The organism is Burkholderia sp. BCC0419 (assembly GCF_902830285.1).
Taxonomy (GTDB): domain Bacteria; phylum Pseudomonadota; class Gammaproteobacteria; order Burkholderiales; family Burkholderiaceae; genus Burkholderia.
Genome location: NZ_CADESR010000002.1, coordinates 280,875 through 302,375, shown reverse-complemented (window position 1 = coordinate 302,375; position 21,501 = coordinate 280,875). Strand labels below are relative to the sequence as shown.

General features: G+C 66.1%; 25 protein-coding genes and 1 pseudogene. 11 read left to right on the top strand and 15 right to left on the bottom strand.

Translation table 11 applies throughout. From position 1 onward, the window contains the following. Window positions 1–38: 38 nt before the first annotated feature. From HWW87_RS14920 to HWW87_RS14910, 3 genes are read left to right on the top strand one after another with little or no spacing between them, the layout of a single operon-like run. A complete protein-coding gene (locus HWW87_RS14920; RefSeq protein ID WP_175820925.1) occupies window positions 39–581 on the top strand; it encodes a permease in 543 nt (180 codons plus the stop codon). Between the two features lie 2 nt (window positions 582–583). Continuing rightward, entirely contained in the window at window positions 584–2,002 is a 1,419-nt protein-coding gene (locus HWW87_RS14915) for an FAD-binding oxidoreductase (RefSeq protein WP_175820924.1), read from the top strand. A 32-nt stretch (window positions 2,003–2,034) separates the two neighbouring features. After that, on the top strand, window positions 2,035–2,292 hold the full coding sequence (locus HWW87_RS14910) for a hypothetical protein (RefSeq protein ID WP_175820923.1): 258 nt from the start codon (window positions 2,035–2,037) through the stop codon (window positions 2,290–2,292). Between the two features lie 75 nt (window positions 2,293–2,367). Here the strand turns inward: HWW87_RS14910 and HWW87_RS14905 are convergent. The 4 genes and pseudogenes from HWW87_RS14905 to HWW87_RS14890 all read right to left on the bottom strand — a co-directional run. Then, a pseudogene (locus HWW87_RS14905) lies at window positions 2,368–2,490 on the bottom strand (lactonase family protein); the annotation flags it as partial. A gap of 66 nt (window positions 2,491–2,556) precedes the next feature. Continuing rightward, window positions 2,557–3,909 (bottom strand): TRAP transporter large permease, encoded by a 1,353-nt coding sequence (locus tag HWW87_RS14900; RefSeq protein WP_174429169.1) that lies wholly within the window; start codon window positions 3,907–3,909, stop codon window positions 2,557–2,559. A gap of 4 nt (window positions 3,910–3,913) precedes the next feature. Continuing rightward, window positions 3,914–4,486, bottom strand: a complete 573-nt coding sequence (locus tag HWW87_RS14895) for a TRAP transporter small permease (protein ID WP_175820922.1) — start codon at window positions 4,484–4,486, stop codon at window positions 3,914–3,916. After that, entirely contained in the window at window positions 4,483–5,469 is a 987-nt protein-coding gene (locus tag HWW87_RS14890; RefSeq protein ID WP_027805969.1) for a TRAP transporter substrate-binding protein, read from the bottom strand. Before HWW87_RS14890 ends, HWW87_RS14895 begins: the two co-directional genes overlap by 4 nt. Before the next feature lie 566 nt (window positions 5,470–6,035). Here HWW87_RS14890 and HWW87_RS37135 point away from each other — a divergent pair. Beyond that, window positions 6,036–6,230, top strand: coding sequence for a hypothetical protein (locus HWW87_RS37135; RefSeq protein ID WP_244107226.1), 195 nt, complete (start codon window positions 6,036–6,038; stop codon window positions 6,228–6,230). A 35-nt stretch (window positions 6,231–6,265) separates the two neighbouring features. On the opposite strand, the gene HWW87_RS14885 is transcribed toward HWW87_RS37135, so the two are convergent. The 3 genes from HWW87_RS14885 to HWW87_RS14875 all read right to left on the bottom strand — a co-directional run bounded on the left by HWW87_RS14885 (window position 6,266) and on the right by HWW87_RS14875 (window position 8,443). Next, a complete protein-coding gene (locus HWW87_RS14885) occupies window positions 6,266–7,351 on the bottom strand; it encodes a helix-turn-helix transcriptional regulator (RefSeq protein ID WP_244107224.1) in 1,086 nt (361 codons plus the stop codon). A gap of 284 nt (window positions 7,352–7,635) precedes the next feature. Then, window positions 7,636–7,887: a hypothetical protein gene (locus HWW87_RS14880; RefSeq protein WP_175820920.1), complete on the bottom strand. Its 252-nt coding sequence runs from the start codon at window positions 7,885–7,887 to the stop codon at window positions 7,636–7,638. Between the two features lie 361 nt (window positions 7,888–8,248). Then, window positions 8,249–8,443: a hypothetical protein gene (locus HWW87_RS14875; RefSeq protein ID WP_175820919.1), complete on the bottom strand. Its 195-nt coding sequence runs from the start codon at window positions 8,441–8,443 to the stop codon at window positions 8,249–8,251. 257 nt (window positions 8,444–8,700) lie between these two features. Here HWW87_RS14875 and HWW87_RS14870 point away from each other — a divergent pair, with 257 nt between their 5' ends. Continuing rightward, window positions 8,701–9,759 (top strand): NAD-dependent epimerase/dehydratase family protein, encoded by a 1,059-nt coding sequence (locus HWW87_RS14870; protein WP_175820918.1) that lies wholly within the window; start codon window positions 8,701–8,703, stop codon window positions 9,757–9,759. Window positions 9,760–9,796: 37 nt separating this feature from the next. Continuing rightward, entirely contained in the window at window positions 9,797–10,099 is a 303-nt protein-coding gene (locus HWW87_RS14865; RefSeq protein WP_244107223.1) for a helix-turn-helix domain-containing protein, read from the top strand. 42 nt (window positions 10,100–10,141) lie between these two features. Here HWW87_RS14865 and HWW87_RS14860 read toward each other — a convergent pair whose 3' ends face one another. After that, the gene (locus HWW87_RS14860; protein WP_175820917.1) at window positions 10,142–10,630 is read right to left on the bottom strand and encodes a RidA family protein; all 489 of its coding nucleotides are present in this window, start codon (window positions 10,628–10,630) and stop codon (window positions 10,142–10,144) included. Between the two features lie 227 nt (window positions 10,631–10,857). Between HWW87_RS14860 and HWW87_RS14855 the strand changes: the two genes are divergently transcribed. Further along, the gene (locus tag HWW87_RS14855; protein WP_174429160.1) at window positions 10,858–11,157 is read left to right on the top strand and encodes an H-NS histone family protein; all 300 of its coding nucleotides are present in this window, start codon (window positions 10,858–10,860) and stop codon (window positions 11,155–11,157) included. Window positions 11,158–11,328: 171 nt separating this feature from the next. On the opposite strand, the gene HWW87_RS14850 is transcribed toward HWW87_RS14855, so the two are convergent. Both HWW87_RS14850 and HWW87_RS14845 read right to left on the bottom strand, forming a co-directional pair. Then, on the bottom strand, window positions 11,329–11,661 hold the full coding sequence (locus HWW87_RS14850; RefSeq protein WP_174429239.1) for a cupin domain-containing protein: 333 nt from the start codon (window positions 11,659–11,661) through the stop codon (window positions 11,329–11,331). A 541-nt stretch (window positions 11,662–12,202) separates the two neighbouring features. After that, a complete protein-coding gene (locus HWW87_RS14845; RefSeq protein ID WP_175820916.1) occupies window positions 12,203–13,126 on the bottom strand; it encodes a LysR family transcriptional regulator in 924 nt (307 codons plus the stop codon). A gap of 67 nt (window positions 13,127–13,193) precedes the next feature. On the opposite strand from HWW87_RS14845, the gene HWW87_RS14840 reads away from it, so the two are divergent. Then, complete coding sequence (locus tag HWW87_RS14840) at window positions 13,194–13,811, top strand: LysE family transporter (protein ID WP_175820915.1); 618 nt, start codon at window positions 13,194–13,196, stop codon at window positions 13,809–13,811. Window positions 13,812–13,861: 50 nt separating this feature from the next. On the opposite strand, the gene HWW87_RS14835 is transcribed toward HWW87_RS14840, so the two are convergent. Continuing rightward, a complete protein-coding gene (locus HWW87_RS14835) occupies window positions 13,862–14,494 on the bottom strand; it encodes an NAD(P)H-dependent oxidoreductase (RefSeq protein ID WP_175821472.1) in 633 nt (210 codons plus the stop codon). Window positions 14,495–14,626: 132 nt separating this feature from the next. Between HWW87_RS14835 and HWW87_RS14830 the strand changes: the two genes are divergently transcribed. Then, window positions 14,627–15,505: a LysR substrate-binding domain-containing protein gene (locus tag HWW87_RS14830; protein WP_175820914.1), complete on the top strand. Its 879-nt coding sequence runs from the start codon at window positions 14,627–14,629 to the stop codon at window positions 15,503–15,505. Between the two features lie 52 nt (window positions 15,506–15,557). Here the strand turns inward: HWW87_RS14830 and HWW87_RS14825 are convergent, their stop codons facing one another. Then, a complete protein-coding gene (locus HWW87_RS14825; RefSeq protein WP_175820913.1) occupies window positions 15,558–17,033 on the bottom strand; it encodes a coniferyl aldehyde dehydrogenase in 1,476 nt (491 codons plus the stop codon). Between the two features lie 99 nt (window positions 17,034–17,132). Here HWW87_RS14825 and HWW87_RS14820 point away from each other — a divergent pair, with 99 nt between their 5' ends. Continuing rightward, window positions 17,133–17,786 carry a TetR/AcrR family transcriptional regulator gene (locus tag HWW87_RS14820; protein ID WP_175820912.1) on the top strand — a complete coding sequence of 218 codons (654 nt, stop codon included), beginning with the start codon at window positions 17,133–17,135 and terminating at the stop codon, window positions 17,784–17,786. Window positions 17,787–17,918: 132 nt separating this feature from the next. Continuing rightward, the gene (locus HWW87_RS14815; RefSeq protein WP_175820911.1) at window positions 17,919–18,626 is read left to right on the top strand and encodes a type 1 glutamine amidotransferase domain-containing protein; all 708 of its coding nucleotides are present in this window, start codon (window positions 17,919–17,921) and stop codon (window positions 18,624–18,626) included. On the opposite strand, the gene HWW87_RS14810 is transcribed toward HWW87_RS14815, so the two are convergent. From HWW87_RS14810 to HWW87_RS14800, 3 genes are all read right to left on the bottom strand, one after another. Continuing rightward, window positions 18,623–19,102, bottom strand: a complete 480-nt coding sequence (locus HWW87_RS14810) for a MerR family transcriptional regulator (protein WP_175820910.1) — start codon at window positions 19,100–19,102, stop codon at window positions 18,623–18,625. The genes HWW87_RS14815 and HWW87_RS14810 overlap by 4 nt on opposite strands. 123 nt (window positions 19,103–19,225) lie before the next feature. After that, entirely contained in the window at window positions 19,226–20,476 is a 1,251-nt protein-coding gene (locus HWW87_RS14805; protein WP_175820909.1) for a saccharopine dehydrogenase NADP-binding domain-containing protein, read from the bottom strand. 43 nt (window positions 20,477–20,519) lie between these two features. Then, on the bottom strand, window positions 20,520–21,437 hold the full coding sequence (locus HWW87_RS14800; protein WP_175820908.1) for an acetoacetate decarboxylase family protein: 918 nt from the start codon (window positions 21,435–21,437) through the stop codon (window positions 20,520–20,522). Between the last annotated feature and the right edge of the window lie 64 nt (window positions 21,438–21,501).

Here is a 21,501-nt window from a genome sequence, read left to right as displayed (position 1 = left end):
CGCGTCGCGCCCGCTGTTTCGACGATGGAGAAAAACCGATGAAAGCGAGCAATCCCATAACCGACTACCTGCTGCACGCGAGCAACTTCCTGCCGGCGATCGTATTCCTGTTCTACGGCCGGCTCGGCCCCGAGCAGCCGGACCTGCGCTGGACCCACGCGTTCCTGATCGGCGGCGTGCTCGCGCTCGTGCACGGCGCGTGGCTGATGCGCCGCGCGGAGCGCAACAGCATCGCGATCGGCGTCGACCTGTTCCTCGTGATCGGCGCGGTGCTCGCGCTCGTCTCGCCGACAGGTAGCCGTCTGTGGGGCGAGGAACTCGGGCCGGCCGCGATGCTCGTCTGCGTGCTGGTGGTCGGCATCGTGCATACCGCGTGGTCGGACGGCGGCTTCGTCGACGGCCCGTTCGTCGATCACGCTCGGGCGCGTTCGCTGTCGCTCGTGCTGCTCGCCGTCACCGTCATCGCGCTCGCGGTGTCGATCGCGATGCGCCACAGCCCGCTGTGGGGCGGCGTCGTGCCGCTGATCGCGCTGGTCGTCGTGCGCGGCCGGCTGCGCAAGCAGCTCGCGCGGGCCAGTTGACGATGAACGCGCTGCCCGCACACGCAGCACACGCCGCGCAACGGCACGCGCTCGCCGCGGCACTGGGCGACGGCTGGCTCGACGGCGCGGCATGCGAGCCGTATGCGACCGACGTCGCGCGGTACGGCGGCGTGCCGCTCGGCGTCGCGCGGCCGGCATCGACCGCCGACGTGCTCACGCTCGTGCGCGTCGCCGTCGCGCACCGGATCGCGCTCGTCGCCCAGGGCGCGCGCACCGGGCTCGTCGGCGCGGCCGTGCCCGATCGCAGCGGCACGCAATGCGTGGTGTCGTTCGAGCGGATGCGCGCCGTTCGCGCGTTCGATCCGGCCAATCGCAGCATCACGGTCGACGCCGGCGTGCGGCTGTCCGACCTCAATCGCGTGGCGGGCGAAGCCGGGCTCTGCGTGCCGATCGATCTCGGCAGCGATCCGGCGGCCGGCGGCCTCGTCGGCGCGAACGCGGGCGGCAGCCGCCTGATCAAGTATGGCGACGTGCGCCGTCACGTGCTCGGCGTCGAAGTCGTGCTGGCAGACCAAGCCGGCACCGTGATCGACGCGCTCGCGCCGCTGCGCAAGCGCAACGCGGGCTTCGACGTCACGCAATGCTTCATCGGCGCGAATGGCGCGAACGGGCTCGTGACGGCCGTGTCGTTCGCGCTCGCGCCGCTCGAACGGTCGTCGTGTGCAGCGTTCGTCGCGTTCGCGTCGTACGACGCGGCGCTCGCCGGCCTGCTCGCGTTCGAGCGCGCATTCGGCGAGATGCTGTCGGCGTTCGAATTCATGTCGGCGGCGGCGGTCGGTTGCGTCGCCGCGGCGTTTCCGGCGTTGCGCGTGCCGTTCGAGGCCGACGCTGCCGCATGCTACGCACTCGTCGAGATCGCGACCGGCATGCCGGGGCTCGATGCGCTGCTCGAGGAACGCGCCGTCGCGACGCTCGACGCGCTCGCGCAAGAACACGGGGTGCTCGACGCGGCGTGCGCGCCGGCCGAACGGTTCTGGCGGATTCGCGATGCGCTGCCGGCCGCGGTCGCGCAGGACGGCCTGCCGCTGTCGTTCGACGTGTCGTTCCCGCGCGGCGCGCTGGCCGGCTTCGTCGCCGACGCCGAGCAATGGCTCGCGGCCGCGCATCCGGCCCTGCGCTGTCATGCGTTCGGCCATTTCGGCGACGGCGGCTGCCATCTCGTCGTGTCGATTCCGCCTACCGAGGCGCAACGCTACGGGCCGCTGCAGCAGATGGCACTGCGCGGCGCGCTGTACGACCGCGTCGTGCAAGCAGGCGGCTGCTTCAGCGCGGAGCATGGCGTCGGGCCAGTCAATATCGCGTACTACCGCAAGCACGTGCCGGCCGCGCAACGGCAGGTCGCCGCGGCCGTGCAGCACGCGATCGATCCGCTCGGCCTTATCGGGCGGGTTCGCTACTGACGCGCCGATTCGCGGCGCCACGGAGATTTCGCATGATGTTTCGACACCCGCCCGGCCCGGACGCCATGGCCGAACCGGACCCCGACGATCGTTCGTTTTCCGGCATCCCGGGCACGTTGCCCGACTCGGGCGTCGTGGTGAACGTGCGCGGCGTCGCATACGTGATCCAGCTGCCGCCGCGCGATCATGCGCGCCCGGCGCTGTGGCGCGAGCTTGCGCACTGGCGCGACGATCGATCGGGCGATGATGCATCGCACGACGACGCCGAGCCGGACGCGCCGCAGGGTTAGGTGAGCGTTCGCGTCGCTCGTGCGGCTGCGACGAGCGGCCCGCGATCGATGCCGGCCTTCGCGCCACACACCGAATCAGTTCGTCCCGTCGTACGTGACGATCTCGACCCGGTTCGCACCCTTGCCGACCGGATACTTGCCGATCGCGTCGAGATGCCCGGTATTGCGATCGATCCGGTACACGGCCAGCGTCGGCGACACGCGGATGCGAGCGCGGCGCCGGACCACCTTGGTCGTCCGGCGCCGCGACGGGGAAGCGTGCGATCAGAACACCGCGTGCCCGCTGATCAGGCTCGGCAGCCAGGTCGAGAAGAACGGCAGGTACGTGACGATGTTGATCGCGCTGAAGATCGCGAGGTAGTACGGCCACGCCATCTTCGTGGTCTCGCCGATCGACACGTTGCCGATCGCGCAGCCGACGAACTGCACCGACCCGATCGGCGGGTGCACCAGGCCGAGCGAGCAGTTCAGCAGCAGCATGATCCCGAACTGCACCGGCCCGACGCCGCACGCCATCGCGATCGGCAGGAACAGCGGCGTCGTGATCAGGATGTGCGCGGCCATGTCGACGAACGTGCCGAGGAATACCTGGATGATGTTGATGTACAGCAGCATCAGCCACGGCGCAGCGGTCGACTGCTTCAGCAGCCCTTCGATCGCATCCGGAATCTCCAGGTACGACATCTGGAAGCGCAGCATGTTGGACACCGCGATCAGCAGCAGCACGACGCCCGTCGTGCGCGCCGCATGCGACAGTGCGCGGCGCAGCTTCTCGGCCGTCAGCGTCCGGTAGACCACCGCGGTCAGCACGAGCGAGTAGACGACGGCGATCGCTGCCGCTTCGGTCGCGGTGGCAATGCCCTTCGCGACGCACACGAGGATGATCGCGATCACCATCAGCCCGGGCACCGCGCCGACGAAGCTGCGCAGCACCGCATACCAGCCGGGGAACCGCGGCAGCGCGGACGAGCCGTCCTCGCGGCGCGGATAGCCGTGACGCACGGCCTGCCAGTACGCGGCGGCAAGCACGAAGCCCATCACCCACAACACCGGCAAGAGGCCCGAGAACAGCAGGTCGCCGATCGACACGCCGCTCACCGGCTGGCCGTGCAGCATCCCGGTGATGCCCTGCGCGGCGAACGCGTAGATGATCATGTTGGTCGACGTCGGCATCAGCGCGCCGGCGAGCGACGCATGCGTGGTTACGTTGACTGCGTAAGCCGCACTGTAGCCTTCGCGCTTCATCAGCGGAATCACCACGCCGCCCATCGCCGACGTATCGGCGGTCGGCGAGCCCGACACGCCGCCGAACAGCGTGCACGCGACGACGTTCGCCATCCCGAGGCCGCCGCGGAAGTGGCCGACGCTCGCCTGCGCGAAGCGCAGGATCCGGTCCGCGATGCCGCCATGCAGCATCAGCTCGCCGGAGAAGATGAAGAACGGCACCGCGAGGAACGAGAACGCGTTCATCCCCGAGATCATCGCCTGCATCGCGGTCGCGATCGGCAGGCCTTCCACCAGGTAGGTCAGCACGCACGAAATGCCGAGCGCGAACGACACGGGCACGCCGAGGACGAGAAAGATCAGAAAACTGACGGACAGGATCGCGAGTTCCATGGCGTTATTGTCCCGACGAAGAACGACGAAGCGCGAGCAGGTGCTCGAGCGAGAAGAAGATGATCGCAACCGCCGCGGGCATCGTGATCAGGTAGCGCACGCCTTCGGGCAGCCCGATGATCGGGATGCGGTCGCCCATCGTCTCGGCGGCCATGCTGCCGCAGCCGATCATGATCATGATCGCGAACGCGATCAGGCTCAGGTGCTGGATCGCGATGACCACCGTGCGCGCCTTCGGCGACAGCCGGCGCACCAGCGAATCGAGGCCGATATGGCCGCCGTCGCGCACCTTCATCGCCGCGCCGAACATCGCGATCACGATCACGAGCAACAGCGCGATCGGCTCGACGAAATCCGGCGCGTTCTCGAACACGTAGCGCATCACGACCGCGTAGAACACCAGCACCGTGAGCACCGCGAGGCACGTCGACGCGATCACGGCCAGCACGCGGAACAGCACGTCGTTCACGCAGCGCAACAGCGGCGCGGCGTGCGACCGCGCCGGCGCCGCGCCGTCCGGGGCGGCGGCCGGCGAGCCCGCGGCCGCCGCGCTGTTCAGGGAAGTGCGACGCGTCACTTGGTGGCCTCGATCTCGTCGACGATCTGCTTCATCTGCGGCGTCTTTTCATACTTGGTCCACAGCGGCTGCATCGCCTTCACGAACGCCGCGCGGTCGATCTGCGCGGCCGGCAGGATCTTCGCGCCGCCCTTCGTCACCAGCTGCTGCGCGGACGCCTCGCGCGCGGTCCACAGCTTCTGGTAGTACGGCACCGAATCGGCCGCCGCCTTCCTGATCGCCGCCTGCTCCTGCGGCGACAGCGTGTCCCAGATCTTCTTCGAGAACACCAGCACTTCCGGCGTCATCGCGTGCTGCGTCTCCGAGTAATCGGGCGCGACTTCGTAATGCTTGGTTTCCTCGTACGACGGCAGGTTGTTTTCCGCCGCATCGACGAGGCCCGTCTTCAGGCCCGTGTACACCTCGGCGAACGGCATCGGCGTCGGCGTGCCGCCCATCGCCCGGATCTCGTCGACCATCAGGTCGGACGGTTGCACGCGCACCTTCAGCCCCTTCATGTCCGCCGGCGAGCGCACCGGGCGCTTCGCGTAGATCGAGCGCGCGCCGCTCTCGTAGAACGTCAGCGCGATCATCCCCTTCGCGGTGAACGCATCGAGGATCTTCTGGCCGGCCGGGCCATACATCGCCTTGCGGAAATGGTCGACGTCGCGGAACAGGAACGGGAACGACGGGATCAGCGATTCCGGCACGATCTCGTTGAACGACGCACCGTTCACGCGCGCCATGTCGATCGCGCCGATCCGTACCTGGTCGACCGTGTCCTTCTCGGAGCCGAGCGCGCTGTTGCCGAACACCTTGATCGAATCCTTGCCGCCCGTCTGCTTCGACAGCGCGTCGCCCATGAACTTCACGGCCATGTTGGTCGGGAAGTTGTCGCCGTGCACGTCCGCCGAGCGGAACACGCGCGCCTGCGCGGACATCGCGAAACCGGCCATCAGTGCGACGGCCAGGGCGGTACGGGAGCCGGTGAATCGGTGCTTCATGGTGAGTCTCCTTGATGGTCGATCGTTGTTGTGCGGCGATCCGTCGGCCCGCGCGTGCTTCGCCGATGTGCTTCCTCGAACCGCAGAGTCATACGTCGTATGACGTGTTGAGCGAATGTACGTCGGTTAACCGTTTAACTCACTTGGTGCATACCCCTATAACCACTGCCATCAAGGGCTTTTGGTGAGATTCAGGGAACCGCATTCTCTGTTTACGCGCTTTTCCGCGAAACGTTTTCCGGAAACGGGTCAGCAGGCGAATCGGACGCTGATGGGGCGGTTTCCCGACATCCGACGGTCTCCTTTCGCTTCGTTTCCCGTCGTTATAGGATGACTGATCACGAAATTGGCGCGTAGCCGCGATGCCACATGCGATCGATCCGGCCGGCGTGCTCGACTGCAGCAAGGCATCCGTCGACTTCCCGGGCATCGACCGGTCGAACCCGTTCGGGTCGACGTGGGCGCCGGCGCTGTAACGCGCGGCCGAACCGTCGCCGTCGCGCGGGCCGCCCGGCAGGCACGCGCGATGCTCGCCGCGACAGTGTGCAATGCGAAAGGAGCCTGTGATGTCGACCACGAAGCCATCAGCGCCCCCCGACCCGGCTACCCCGCCGAATGCCGGCGACGAAGGCCCGGCAGATGCGCCGGGCATTGGCGAGGACACGTGCCGCGTCTGCCGCGGCACCGGCAGGGTCGAGGGCCAGCCCTGCATCGTCTGCGGCGGGACCGGCAAGATACTGCAGGGAATCGGCGGCGGATAGGTAAAAACGCCGACGCACCGGCGCGCGTCGATCGCTCAGGTCTGCATGACCAGCGACGTCAGTTGGGCTGCGCACGCCACGTCCGTTTTCGTGTAGATCGACTTGATCTGCGCGCGGACCGTGCCGATCGACACGCCGCGCAGTGCCGCGCATTCCTGCGGCGAGTGCCCGTCGCAGCACAGCAGCACGGCGAGATCGGCTTCGGCCGACGACAGCCCGTAGAACACCCGCAGGCGCTGCGCGCGCGCCGACGGCGAACGCAGGTCGGCGGCCGTCATCAGTGCCGCGACGCCGGGCCGTTCGCGCGCGAGGCGCGACGGTTCGGGAACGGGAATCAGCGCAAGCGGCAGCGGCTCGCCGGTCGCCCGACGCAGCAACAGCCCGCCGCGTGCGAATGCATGCCGCCATTGCGCGTCGTCGACGCAGCCTTCCGGCGCGAAACGGCCGTTCACGATCCGCAGCGCCGGTTCAGCGGCGATCAGTTGATCGGCCGCACGGTTCGTATAGCGCAGTTCGCGCCGCGCGCCGAGCAGGAACACCGGCACCGGCACCGCATCGAGCGCCGATTCCGCGGCGGCCACGCGCGCTTCGAGCTCGCCGATGCGCGCGTGGATGCGCAGCGCGCGGCTGATGTGCGCGCCCATGATTTCGATGGTGCGGCGCTGCTCGTCGGACAGCCCTTGCGATTCGGGGCCGCTCTGTACGCTGAGGAAAGCGCCGGCGCCCTCGCCGCGATGGATGTACAGGCCCGAGATGCCGCCGAGCCCGAACGGCTGCATGAATTCCTGATAGAACACGCCATGTGTGCGCTGCCGCACCGACAGGTGCTTGACGTCCTCGAACCAGCGCCCTGCCGGCCAGTCGGCGGCAACCGGCACGACCGGGTCGTACAGGTAGAACTCGGTGTTGTAGGTGTGGTGGCACGCGGCGACCCATGACGGATCGTCGCCGGCCGCCTGCTCGATCGCCGGCAGCCTTGCCGCATCGTCGAACGACAGCAGCGTGGCCATGCGTGTGCCGACCGACAGACGCAGCCCGTCCAGCACCGCTTCCCATCGTTGGTCGCCCAGCGCCGCGGCGTAGACGTCATCGATCCATGCCGACGGAATCAACCCGTTCATTTGCATCTGGCCACCCCGCGCCGTGCGTTTTTGTCGAACGCCGTTCGGGCATCTTACTCAATCGGCCTCATTGTTCAAATTGTCGATGCAGGTTTGATCGAAATACCACGTTCGTTACCGTTTCTCGTCAGACGTAATGGTCGTTTTCGACATGGCGGCCGCGCAAATCGGCGTTGATGCAGACGGCGGCCTGCGTGGCCTTGGTCGACGTGATGGCATCCGGATAAAACGACGCTGCCGACGACGCGATGAGACGCGTTGCGCTGCCCGACCCGACGATGCACTTACTTCATCGTCGCGAACCGCACTTCCATCTCGTCGATCTTCGCGAGCACCGCTTCGCTCAGCTTTCTGACGTGACGCGGCACGTCGGGCGTCGACAGCAATTCCTCGATACGCCCGCGCCAGTATCTCGGATGCCTGACACGCCCCGCGCCCGACATCGACACATCGTCGACGTTCGTTTCGCTGTCCAGCAGCGCCACCATTCTCTGGATGTGAGAGAGCTCACGTTCCACATAGTCTCGTGCGAGCATATTGATTGAAATTCCCCGAAATACGACATCAGGCCTTCCGTCATCAACGCGCCGTCGTCCGCGGCGCCGACGACGCACCGCACACGTTGCGCGTCAGCGTACGCGACGACCGTGTCAATCGACTGTGCGGACGGGCACCGCGATCGACACGGAACGGCAAGCCTGTTCGATTGTTCTGGCTACATCTGGTCCCCGGTGCCGCGTTGACCATCGTAGGCGTACCGCCCGGCGACGGCATCCCCAAAAGTGGGGATGCCGTCCGAGATGGGTCGGCTCATGGCTTCCGGAAATGAAGGGGCGCTGAAACGGCCGACCGGCAGCGGTGTCCGGTCGGCGCTGCAAAAGGCGACGCTGCCGCGCGCTACCGACGATACGACGGCGGCGCGAGTTCGAGCGGATCGGGGTTCAGGCGCACCCACGCCACCGCGAGCCGGCACAGTTGCGCCGGGTCGCCGGATTGCCGCTTGACGTCCTGCACGACGGCCTCCATGTCTGACAAATCGGCCGCCGGCAGCGACGTGCCGGTGCGCACGATCGCCGCGAACGCATCGGCCATCTTCCTGAAATCGGCGTCCCAGTTGCAGCCGCCGTTGTGTTCGAGTTCATGCGCGATGCGTCAATGGCCGCCGGCAACCGATGCGCGGCCCGTTCGCCGTAGCCGTATCCCAATCCGTCAGCGATCCCGAGCATCGCCACGCGTGGCCGGTATCGCGCCGCCTGTCGCCCCCCGCATGTCGATTGGCCCGCTTTGCGAGTGAAGTGGCGCGCAAAAGGCGGCATCATGGCGCATCCCCTCTGCAACGGAATCCCCCCATGAATATCGATACCGACCTCCCCGTCATGGTGACCGGCGCGACCGGCTACGTCGCGGGCTGGCTCGTGCAGCGGCTGCTCGAGGCCGGCCTGACGGTTCACGCGGCCGTCCGCGACCCGGACAGCCCCGACAAGCTGAAGCATCTCGAGCGCATCGCGGCCGGCAAGCCCGGCACGATCCGGTATTTCCGCGCCGACCTGCTCGAGCCCGGGTCGTACGCCGACGCGATGGCGGGTTGCGGGACCGTGTTCCACACCGCGTCGCCATTCACCGTCACCGTTCGCGATCCGCAGAAGGAGCTGGTCGATCCGGCGCTGCTCGGCACGCGCAACGTACTCGAGACGGCCAACCGCACGCCGTCGGTGCGGCGCGTCGTACTGACCAGCAGTTGCGCCGCGATCTACGGCGACAACGCCGATCTCGCCGCGACGCCCGATGGTGTGTTCACCGAAGCAATCTGGAACACCAGTTCGTCGCTGACCCATCAACCCTATTCGTATTCGAAGACGGTCGCCGAGCGCGAAGCATGGCGGATCGCCCGCCAGCAGCAACGCTGGGATCTCGTCACCATCAATCCGTCGCTCGTGATCGGGCCTGGCATCAATCCGTACGCGACGTCGGAAAGCTTCGAGATCGTGCGGCAGATGGGCAACGGCACGATGAAGATCGGTGTGCCGGATCTCGGCATGGGCGCGGTGGATGTTCGCGACGTCGCCGACGCGCATCTGCGTGCGGCGTTTCTGCCGAGCGCCAATGGCCGCTACATCGTGTCGGCGCACGACACGAACCTGCCGGCGATGGCCGCCACGCTGCTGGAACGGTATGGCGCCGACTATCCGATTCCGCGGCGCATCCTGCCGAAGTGGCTGGTTTGGCTGGTCGGCCCGCTCGCGAACAAGAGCGTGACGCGCCGCGTGATCGCGCGCAACGTCGGGCTGCCCTGGCGCGCCGACAACAGCCGCAGCCGCAACGAACTCAGCATCCGCTATCGCCCGCTTGCCGAGTCGATGAACGACTTCTTTCAGCAGCTCGTCGAAACCGGGCAATTGCGGCGTTGAACCGCTTCGCGATTTCGAGGCCGGCATCGTCGAGCGCGTGCGCGCGGCGCTGCTCGAATTGATTCCGGGCGGGCTCGCCACCGCGGACGGCGTCGCGCAAACGCTTGCGATCAGCAAGCGGACGCTACAGCGGCGGCTCGGCGACGAAGGCGCGAACTTCAAAACCCTGCTGGCGGAAGTTCGCGAGAAGCTCGCGTGGCATTACCTCGATCGCTCGGACCTGCCCTACAGTCAGATCGCCTTCCTGCTCGGCTACCAGGATCCGAATTCATTCTTCCGCGCATTCAATGAGTGGACCTGGATGACACCCGAAGCCGCCCGCTCGCGCACGGCGCGCTGATCGACGCAAGGTGGCCCGTCCTCTCGGCGCGGCCATTCCGGGTCAACCGGCGGCGCCGCTGCGATTCAGCCCGAAAATGAAATCGGCTTCGACCGACGCGCCCTTCGGCAATTGCAGCACGCCGACCGACGAACGCGTATGGACGCCGGCATCGCCGAGCACTGCATACAACACGTCCGACGCGCCGTCGGCCACCTCGCTTTGCATCGTGAAGCCGGGCGCGCTCCGCACGTACACGGTCATGCGCGGCACCGTCGCGATCGCATCGAGCGTGCCGCACTGCTTGCGGATCAGCGACAGCGCGCGCAGCGCGGAAATGCCGGCCGCGCGGCGGCCGTCGTCCAGCGAAACGGATTCGCCCACGATGCCGACGAAATGCACGATTTCCCCGATTCGCGGAACCTGGCCGGCAATGTAGGCTGTGCTTCCGTCGATCAGGACGGGCGTGTACTTTCCGCCGATCCTGATCGTTTCGTCCGGATCGAATCCGAATTCGGCTGCGACCTGTTTCAGCTTGTCATCCCTGTTCATCAGTGAATTCCCCGATCCTTCCGAAAAAAGATAAAGAATAATTGAATCTCCGAAGCTTGTCCCGCATGAGAAGATCGGACGCAAACGATCCAGAAAAGCCACTTCTCAGGTGTTCGAAGCAGTCGTGCATTGCCATATCGGCAATAGAATTCGTAGTCGGAGCAATTTTCTTCGTCATTTCCGGTTGAAACCGCTATCATGTATGGACACAACCTGAAGAGTGATATATGGCAACTTACAAGGAACTGAAAGCCCAAATGGATGCTTTGGCCGAGAAAGCCGAAGCAGCGCGCACCGCTGAATTCCAGGCGATCGTCGACGACATCCGCACCAAAGTCGCGGAATACGGCATTACCGAAAAAGACATTTTCGGTACACGCCGCGGTCGGCCGGCCAAACAGGCGGGCGCCCCCGTGCAGGCAAAGTATCGCGATCCGAAGACCGGGGCGACCTGGTCGGGCCGCGGTCGCGCGCCCGCATGGATCAAGGATGCGAAGAATCGCAATCGATTCCTGATCCAGGAATAAGATTCCCGCATGGGCCGGCGCGTGATTCAACACGCTGTCCGGCAATTTGGGCATTGATTGGGGCATCGATACCGGCGGTATTCCAAAGCCGCTCCGGTTGACGAGGTTTTGCCCGATCGGCGTGTCGCGCACAGGTCAATCCACCGATCGTGCCGCACGCCCATCCTTGCTTCAGCGTTCGTAATAGATCGCAAGCCAGACCGTTTGCACTTCGTCATGCGTCCATGCGACACGATGACGGCAATGCGGCTCGATCAGCACGTAATCTCCCGCGCGCATATCGAGCCGCGTCGCATTCTCTTCGAATTCGAGCACGGCCGCGCCGGACAGCAGCACGACCCATTCTGCCCGCGGGTCGTCATACCAGAACCCGTCCGGGCTCGCATGTCCCATCGATACGATTCGCTCGACGTTCACGCGCGGGCCCGTGGCGAGCATGTCGATTCGCTCGTCGCCACCGCGCCGCCCTTCGACGCTGAATAAATTACCGGTTTGAAGTTGCATGGCTTCGCCTCGTCGTGGATCTTCGGGTAAAGGATGCGGATTTAAAGGCGACGGCAAATGTTCGCTGCAGCCTGACGTCGCCCTGGGTTGCCCGTGCATCGTTAAAAACCGTGTCAAAAAGATGAAGAATGACAGCGACTTCATCGGTGCTCATTCGTTGCGGCGATAAAGCATGCACCGGCATTCTCTTAGTGACGCGCGCACCATCACGCGCCATTTCGGTAAAAGCCGGTCGACATCCTGCCGGCCTCCGCAGCGTCGGGCCAGGGCCCGTTCACGCTAATTACGGACTTGCGAACGCGCGTCGATCGACGCATTTTCCGTTCGCAGGCTGGCATGAGCAAGCATCAGCAAGTCCATTCATTCTTTATTTCGATTCGAGGTTGCGTTTGGCCCATGAGCGACAATATTGTCCGGGTCGTCGAATCGATGCGAGTGCCGACGAAGTACCGGCCCTCGCGGCGCAAGGGATCGCATTGCGCGTCGCACATCCGGGCACGCGTCTTCGCCGGTCATTTGAAATCCCGCCCGACGTCCCCCGTCAAACCATCCCCCTCAACCACTCCAGCAGCACCGCCTGCGCACTCCCATCCATCACCGGCGCCTGCGTCAACAGGTAGTAATCCGATCCATCCTCGACGAACCCCATCGGCGCGACCAGCACACCGCTTTCGATGTCGTCGCGTACCAGGTGCCACGGCCCGATCGCGACCCCCAGCCCCGCGACGGCCGCCTGCAGACTGAAGTAGAAGTGATCGAACTGCTGCCCGCGCCCGTTCGTGGCCGGCTGATTCGCCGCCGCCGCCCACGCGCTCCATGCGTCCGGCCGGGTCCGCGTATGCAGTCGCGCAGCGTCGGGCTTCAACGTGCGGCCGCCGCGACGCGACGCAAACCACGCACCAACCTTGTCCGGCCGGCAAACCGGCCCCACCCGTTCGGCGAACAGATGCTCGGCGTAATACCCCGCCGGCCATGCGAAATCGTTGCGACGAATCGCCATGTCGATACCGCTGTCGAACGAGAACGGGCCGCCCGCGGCGGCCAGATGGATATCGACGCCCGCATGCCGCGCCTGGAAATCCGGCCAGCGCGGAATCAGCCAGCGCATCAGCAGCGTCGGCTCGCACGACAGGACCGAACGCCGCGCACGGGCAGCCTCGGTGCGCAATGCGTGTGCGGCGTGACGCATCAGGCCCAGGCCATCATGGACGGCCTGAGCGAGGGTGCGGCCCGCATCGGTCAGGAACACGCGACGGCTGCGCCGCTCGAACAGCGCCACGCCCAGATCGTCCTCGAGCAGACGCACCGCGCGGCTGACCGCGCCATGGGTCAGGCACAGCTCGTCGGCCGCGCGACTGAAATGCTCGTGACGCGCCGCCGCCTCGAAACAACGCAGCGCCATCAACGACGGCAGGCTGGCATGAATCGATTGTGATTCAGACTCACCATTCTGGTCAGAAATCATCGTTTTTCCTGATGAAGCACGATCGATACGATTGTGCCATCAACACATCCACCGCAGGAGAAACGTAGTGACCGAACTGATAGTCGTAATCACCATTACGCTGCTGGCCGTCATCAGCCCGGGGCCGGACTTCGCGATGGTCACGCGCAACAGCCTGATGCTGTCGCGCCGTTCCGGCGTACTCACCGCCTGCGGGATCGGGCTCGGCGTCACGGTCCACGTGAGCTACACGCTGCTGGGCGTCGGGCTGCTGATCCGTCAGTCGCTGTGGCTCTTCAACGCCGTCAAGCTGATCGGCGCGATCTACCTGATCTACCTCGGCGCAAAGATGCTCATGACGAAAGCCGGCGGCGTGCAAGCCGACACCCGCGTGGCGCCGCTGTCCGATCTCGCCGCGCTGCGCACGGGATTCCTGACCAATGCGCTGAATCCCAAAACCACGGTGTTCATCGTCAGCCTGTTCATGCAGGCCGTCCGGCCCGACACGCCGTTGATCGTGCAGATCGGCTACGGCGCCTTCATCGCCGCCGCACATGCCGGCTGGTTCAGCCTCGTGGCGCTCTGTTTCTCGGCCACGGCGGTCCGCGATCGCCTGCTGTCGCTGCGGCACTGGATCGATCGCACGTTCGGATGCCTGCTGGTGGGCTTCGGTGTCGCGCTCGCCATCGCACGCGGCGGGCGATGACACTCGACCTGCGCCGGATGCTCCACGCCGGGTGCCCCGCGCCGGCAACGTCAGAACGTCCGCGCGATCGCCCGTGCTTCGTCGATCGCCCGGCTCCGGTCGACCTTCCCGTCCGGGCCGAACAACGTGCGCTCGACGACGATTCCCGTGATGTCCGTCACGCCCACGAACTTGAGCCACGTTTCCATGTAAGGGCGCTGCAGATCGAACTCGGCGGCCGGCGTAAACGACCCCGGCGACTGGTAGGCAAGCCCGCGTGCGTAGACAACCGCCGCCTTTTTTCCGGCCAGCTTGCCGGTAAATCCCGCTGCGTCGAACGTGAACAACACATCCTTCTGCGAGATCACGTCGATCAGGTGCTTGAGCTTGTACGGAATGCTGAAATTCCACAGCGGCACGCCGAACAGGAATTTGTCCGCTTCGTGGAACGGCGCCGCGAGTCGCTCGATCTGCTGCCACGCAGCCGCCTGCTCCGGCGTCAGCGCCGTGCCGCTCAGTCCGGCATATTTCGCGGCCAGCGCGGCGCCGTCGAATTCGGGCATCGGCAGATCCCAGATATCGAGCTTCCGAATTTCGTGATCGGGATGGGCATGCCGGTACGCGTCGAGAAACGCATCGCACACCTCGATGGATGCCGAATGGGCCTTGTTGGGTGAGCCTTCGATATAGAGCACGCGTGTCATGGCGCCAGTCCTTGCCAAGGGTGACGACAGCGCGCCCAATGCGTGCTTGCCCACCGCGCTTCACAGCCTATCGGGGCGACCTATAATCCGGAAACGATATTAATTGATCAAATTAACCCGGATTGGTGATTAATGAATCCTCCCCTCGACACGGCGCTGCTTCATACGTTCGTTGCGGTCGCCGACGTGCGCAGCTTCACCGGCGCCGGGCGTCGGCTGAATCTCAGCCAGTCCGCGGTCAGCGCGCAGATCGTTCGCCTCGAAGAACAGGTCGGCCAGCCGCTGCTCGTGCGCAACACGCGCAGCGTCACGCTCACCGGGCACGGCGAGACACTGCTCGGCTACGCGCGCGCGATGCTCAATCTGAGCGAGGAAGCACGGGCCAGGCTGGGAACGGGTGACGCCGTCGACGTCAAGCTGCGGATCGGCGTGTCGGAGGACTTTGCAGGCGGCTGGCTCGCGGACCTGATGCGCCGTCATGGCGCCGCGCGGCGCGGCCTGCGGCTGGATCTCGTCGTCGATATCGGCGACAGCCTGTTTCGACGGCACGCCGACGGCGAATTCGATCTCGTGATCGGCAGCCGCTGCTCGCACTCGGGCCACGGCGCGACGTTGTGGCAAGAGCCGCTCGTCTGGGCGTTCGCGCGCCACGAGCCGCTTCCGGAAGGCGACGTGCCGCTCGCATGTTTCCCCGATCCATGCCCGTACCGCGGCGCCGCGATCAAGGCGCTCGCGCTGGCCGGCATGCGCTACCGGATCGCGTGCGAAAGCCCGAGCGTGACCGGCATCCGGACCTTCGCACGCGCCGGCATCGCGATCGCGCCGGTGCCGCGCAGCGCGATCGACGACACGCTTCGCGAATTGGGCTTGCCCGAAGGTTTGCCGGAACTGCCGGAGATGGAATTCGTGATGATGCACGACGCGCGGATGCCGGCGGCCGCCGAATTCGCCGCGACGATTCTGGACGAGACGGCTGCCCGCACGGGCGCGGGCAAGCGCGGCCGGGTGTAGCGGGCAGCGCCCTCGAAGGTACGCGCGGGGCACGCACGGCGCCCCGCCTCGCTCAACGCTTCGCACTCCAATCGACACGCCGGCCGGCCGGTTCCCGACTCCGCCCGAGCAGCGCCGCCAGCGACATGTCCGCGAGCTTGCCGAACGGCGCACGCAGCAGGCTCGGCAGGCTCCAGCGCCCCTGCACGAACACGCCCTTCGCATGGCTCATCGCGCGGAATCCCTCGATGCCGTGATACGCGCCCATCCCGCTCGGCCCGACGCCGCCGAACGGCAAGTCTTCCTGCGCGACGTGCAGGACCGTGTTGTTGATGCCGACATTGCCCGACGTGGTGCGCTTCAGCAACGTCTCGCAGTCGCCGTCCCGCGCGCCGAAGTAATACAGCGCCAGCGGACGCGGACGCGCGTTCACGTAATCGACGACCTCGTCGATCGTGCGATACGTGCGCACCGGCAGGATCGGCCCGAAGATCTCTTCCTGCATGACGGCCGTGTCGTCGGCCGCGCCGACGATCAACGTCGGCGCGAGCGTTCGCGTGCGGGTCGCCGCGCCTTGCGGATTCACGCCCGCCTCGAACACCCGCGCGCCGCGGCTGCGCGCTTCGTCGACGAGGCCTTTCAGGCGGTCGTAATGCCGGTCGCTGACGATCGACGTGTAGTCCGGGCTGGTCGGCCCGTCCGGATAGAAACGCGCGACGGCCGCGTCGTATTGCGCGACGAACGCGTCCAGATCGTCTTCGTGCACCAGCGCATAGTCGGGCGCCACGCACGTCTGTCCACCGTTCGACAGCTTGCCGAACACGATGCTCGACATCGTTCGGCCGTCGACATGCCCCCTTGCGACGATCGCGGGGCTCTTGCCGCCCAGCTCGAGCGTGACCGGCACGAGATTGTCGCTCGCCGCCTTCATGACCTTGCGGCCCACCTGCGTGCTGCCGGTAAACAGCAAATGATCGAACGGCAACCCGCTGAATGCGGCGCCGACTTCCGGGCCGCCGAGCACGACCGCGACTTCCTCGCTCGGGAAGGTATCCGCAAGCATGCGGCGCATCACCTCGCTGGTGCGCGGCGTCAGCTCGGACGGCTTGAGCATCGCCCGGTTGCCGGCGGCCAGCGCGGTCGCCAGCGGAATGAACGTCAGCGCGAACGGGTAATTCCACGGCGCCATCACGCCGATCACACCCAACGGCTGGTATTCGACGTGAGCCTGCCCCGCGCGATAGAAGAGGCCGACGTGCCGGCGCTGCGGCTTCATGAAGCGGCGCAGGTTGCGCATCAGGTAATCAATCGCCTGGATCACGCCGACCAGTTCCATGATCGCGGTCTCGTGGCGTGAGCGATGCCCGAAATCGACGCTGACCGCCTCTTCCACGTCGCGGCGGTGGGCCAGCACCACGGCCCGCAACCGCGCGAGCCGCGCCTTGCGCTGTTGCAGGCTCGGCGGCCCCTCGGCGACGAACGCGCTGCGCTGGCGGGCCAGCAACGCCGCCGGATCGATGCTCGAACTGGATGCTGCGGGGACGGCCATGGTGTACCTCACGAGGTTGCGTCAATGTAGACACTGTCAACTTGCTCGCGACGGATCATAGGACCACAATGTGTTCCTTGTCAACATAGGGGCAATACGATGTCGTCGGATGGGGCTGCGGATGCCGAACAAAAGACTTATCACCACGGGGATCTGCGTCGCGCGATCATCGAGACGGCACTCGATACGCTGCAGGAGCAGCAGGGCTGGCAGTTCACGTTGCGCGAAATCGCGCGGCGCGCGAACGTCAGCCATTCCGCGCCGTACCGGCATTTCCCGGACAAGGCCGCGCTGCTGCACGAACTCGCGCTGATCGGTTTCGATCGACTGCACGACGATCTCGTCGCGTCTGTCGATCCCGCAGCCGATGCACCGGACGTCCTGCTGGCGCTCGCCCATGCCCATCTCGCGTTCGGGCAACGCAACCCCGACCTGTATCGACTGATGTTTGCCGCGGACGCCGGCGAGCCTTCGGATATCCATCTCGACCCGCACGTGCAGGCACCCTTCCTGCTGGTCGTCGAGATCCTCGAACACGGGCAGCGTGCCGGCAGGATTCGCCCGCGCCCGGCGCTGGGTCAGGCAACCGCGTGCTGGGCACACCTCCATGGCCTGACGATGCTCGCGATCGACGGGCGGCTGGTGCGCGAGAAAGTCGGCGATCACGCGATCGAGGATGCGCTGACGACGTTGCTGGACGGACTCGTGCTGCCCGAGAAGCGCGCGCGGGCGAGCAAGGCGAAAAAGTCTTGACCTTTAACTTCACTTAAAGGTTATGGTTTGCCTCGGCAGCGTATCGAGGCCATGGGTATGGGTACTGCCATCCGACAATCCGGCGGCGCGTCGAAGACGTCCGCCCGTGGCCGGTCACAAGGAAACCGCATCATGAGCAAGCGCATCCTGCACGTCGTCAGCAATGTCGCGCACTACGCCGATCCGTCGCAACCGACCGGCCTGTGGCTGTCGGAACTCACCCATGCCCATCACATCTTCGCGGCAAAAGGCTATGAGCAGCAGCTCGTGAGCCCGAAAGGCGGCGTGTCGCCACTGGAACCGCGCTCGCTCAAATGGCCGCACGCCGACGCCGCGTCCAAGGCATGGCGCGCCGACAAGGCGAACGAGGCGCTGCTCGCACACACCGCGCGCCCGGACGAGATCGATCCGGCCGAGTTCGACGCGATCTACTTCACCGGCGGCCATGCGGTGATGTGGGACTACCCGGACGATGCGGGGCTGCAGCGGCTCACGCGCGAGATCTACGAGCATGGCGGCGTCGTGTCGTCGGTCTGCCACGGCTACTGCGGGCTGCTGAATACGACGCTGTCGGACGGTTCGCTGCTGGTCGCCGGGCGTCGGATCACCGGCTACTCGTGGGTGGAGGAAATCCTGGCCGGCGTCGCGAAGAAGGTGCCGTACAACGTCGAGCAGCAGATGCGGCAGCGTGGCGCGCGCTACGAGAAGGCGCTGCTGCCGTTCACGTCGAACGTCGTCGTCGACGGCCGCATCGTGACGGGCCAGAATCCGCAATCGGCGAAGGCAACGGCCGAACAGGTCGTCGCGCTGCTGTCACTCGGCACGCCAGCGCACGCCTAACGGACGGTCGTCCGGCGCGGCGCCGGTTCGCCGCCGATGTCGGCGGCGGCGGCATCGCCCGTGTGCACCGCATGCTCCGACGGAATGCGCGACAGCAGGCCTTTCGCGCGGGTCGCACAATCGACCGTACCGGGTTTCGCGCCGATCCCGGCGATCAGTGCAACGACGTGCGCCTTGCTGCGCGCGAGCCGGGCCTCCAGTGCCTCGATGTCCTGCACCTTGCGGCACAGTGCATCCAGCAACGATCCGCATTGCCACTGCGCCGGGTCGGACGGAACCAGCGTGCGAATCTCGTCCAGACTGAAGTCCGCCCGCTGCGCAGCCGTGATCAGATCGAGCACCGTCACCGCTTCCTGCGGATACGTGCGATAGCCGTTCGCTTCGCGTTCGACCAGCGTCAACAAGCCGATGCGTTCGTAGAAACGGATGCGAGAAGGCGTAATGCCGGTGCGTTGCGCCAGTTCCCCGATCTTCATGTTCCGATACTCCCCGGCCGGAACGGATCCGGCCATTCATATCACCGCGACAGCCAGCAGTCTCCTCACGTTGATTCGCCATCCGATCTTCATCGTTACCTGTCCGATGACAGGGATGCGCGCTCAAATCACCTCGAAACGCAATCCGGCATGGCGAACGAGACGGTCGATAAAACGCTGGTCGAACATCGTCGCGGGCGTCCAGAAACCGCCACCGCGCCCGGTCTTCACGCCGTCGCGGCTGCAATCGAGCGCGAGGCCGATCGCGGCCTGGCCGAGCATCTTGCCGGTGGAGCCATAGCCGGGATCGCGATCGCCGGTGGCTTTCACGCGCAAGGTTCGCCCGTCGTCGGCACGGCCGAAGAAGCGCAAATCGTAGCGGCCGGCCTGCTGGGCGTCGACGCTCGGCCCCTCGCCAGGCTTCGGCAGCAGGAAGCGCTCCATCAGGCCGCGCACCGGCGCGATGAGGACGCCCACCATGAATGCACCGAGGCCCGCCACCATCGTCAGCGCGGTCACGCGCCCCTTCAGGCCCGTGCCCGTCATCACGGCTTCGTCATAGGTAAAGCGGCTGCCGTACGCATTGCCCGCCAGCGCATTGGAGCGGTGCACGACGCGCTCGTTGATCGCCGCCATCACGAACGGCGCGATCCACGCATCGCAGTCGCGATCGAATTCGGCGGACCGAACCGCATGCTGCCGCACCGTGAAACCATGCCGTTGCGGGCACAACGAATAAGGATCGAGCAGTTCCCTGCGCAATGCCGGATCGGCCGCCGCTTCGCGTACGACGTTGATCACGCTGGCCACAGTGCCGCCCGACGCACCGCCCTTCAGCGTCTTGACGCGCATCTTCACGTGAGCGGCCGGCACGCCCCACTGCTGCCGCGCCTGCTGCTGCAGGAAGAACACGCCCATGTCGGACGGCACCGAATCGAAGCCGCAGCAATGCACGATGCGCGCACCCGATTGCCGGGCCACGGGCTCGTACTTGTCGATCATCCGTTTGATCCACTGTGTCTCGCCGGTGAGATCGCAATAGTCGGTGCCGGTTTGCGCGCAGACCCTGACCAGCGGCTCGCCGTACAGCGCGTAGGGGCCGACGGTGGACACGACCACCCGCGTTTGCGCGCACAGCGCCCGAAGCTGCGCTTCGTCGGCCGCGTCGGCGACGATGATCGGCACGGATTGCCCAGCCGCGCCGAGCGTATCCCTGACCTGCCTGAGCTTCGCGTCGGACCGGCCCGCGATCGCCCAGCGCAGCGTCTCGCCGGCGCCGGCGTCCGACAGATAGTCGGACAGATAGCGAGTCAGGATCTGCCCGACAAAACTGGTGGCGCCGAATACGACGAGATCGTAGGTCGGTTGCGGCATGGACGACTCCTTCGGTGCGTGCACGTCGCACGCATTCGTATCGTTAGCGTGGCTTCCCGGGTTCATCGAAGGCCGTCAACGGCGTCGGCAGATTCAGGACCAGTTGCGCATCCTCGACCACGTCGAGACGCATGATTGTGGATGCGCCGAGCCCGTCGAGCAACTGGCTGAGCGGCCCGCCGTGCCGCACGAGCTCCACGTTGCGCGGCAACAGGCGCTGCGCGAACGACAGCATGTTGGTCTGCACCGACGACTGATGCCATTCGCCGTCGATGCGATTGACCATCGTCGTCGTGCCCATGTGCGATTGCGACGGGACGCGGGTCAGCGCGGGCAGCGGCACGCTCAGGCTCAGATCCGGTTGGCCGCCCGGGCCGGCGATACGCGCGCTCGCCGTGGGGCCGATGTTCACGTCGATATCCGCAAGCCACTTGGGCAGCTGATAGCCGTGCACGCCGCGCACCCGCGCGATTTCCGTCGTGACCGGCAGCGCCAGCACGTGCGCGAAGAAACTCCGGCGCCGCATCGAGTCGATCAGCTCGAGCGCGTGCGAACCTTTCGCGCCGGGCCGGCGGATCACCACCGCGACCGATACTTCGTCATACGGATCGTTGTCGCAGACCGAATACGAAAAGAACGTCAGCGCGACGAGCCCGTATCCGGGCAGCGCCCGTAGCGGTTCGAGCGGTATAGGGAGTGTGGTTCGCAGGCGTTCGAGCGGCGCAAGGAACAGCAGCTGAATGCTGCTGGAACGATAGTAGAAGTTCGGCGCCCACGTCGGGCCGACCCGCGACGCCACCTGACGCTTCGGAATCCGGCGGAAAAAATCGATGTTCCCCGCGGCAGGGTCGCGCGCCACCGCGTCCAGGTCCGGATTCATCCGGAACCGGTCGTAGTAACCGCCCTCGGGCACGTCGACCGTATGCGGCCCGAATTCGACCTGTGTAAAACGCCTGTCCATGCTCGTTGCCTCCCGTCGATGGTCGATCGTGGCAGGCAACACCCGAAGCCTGCCGATTCACTGT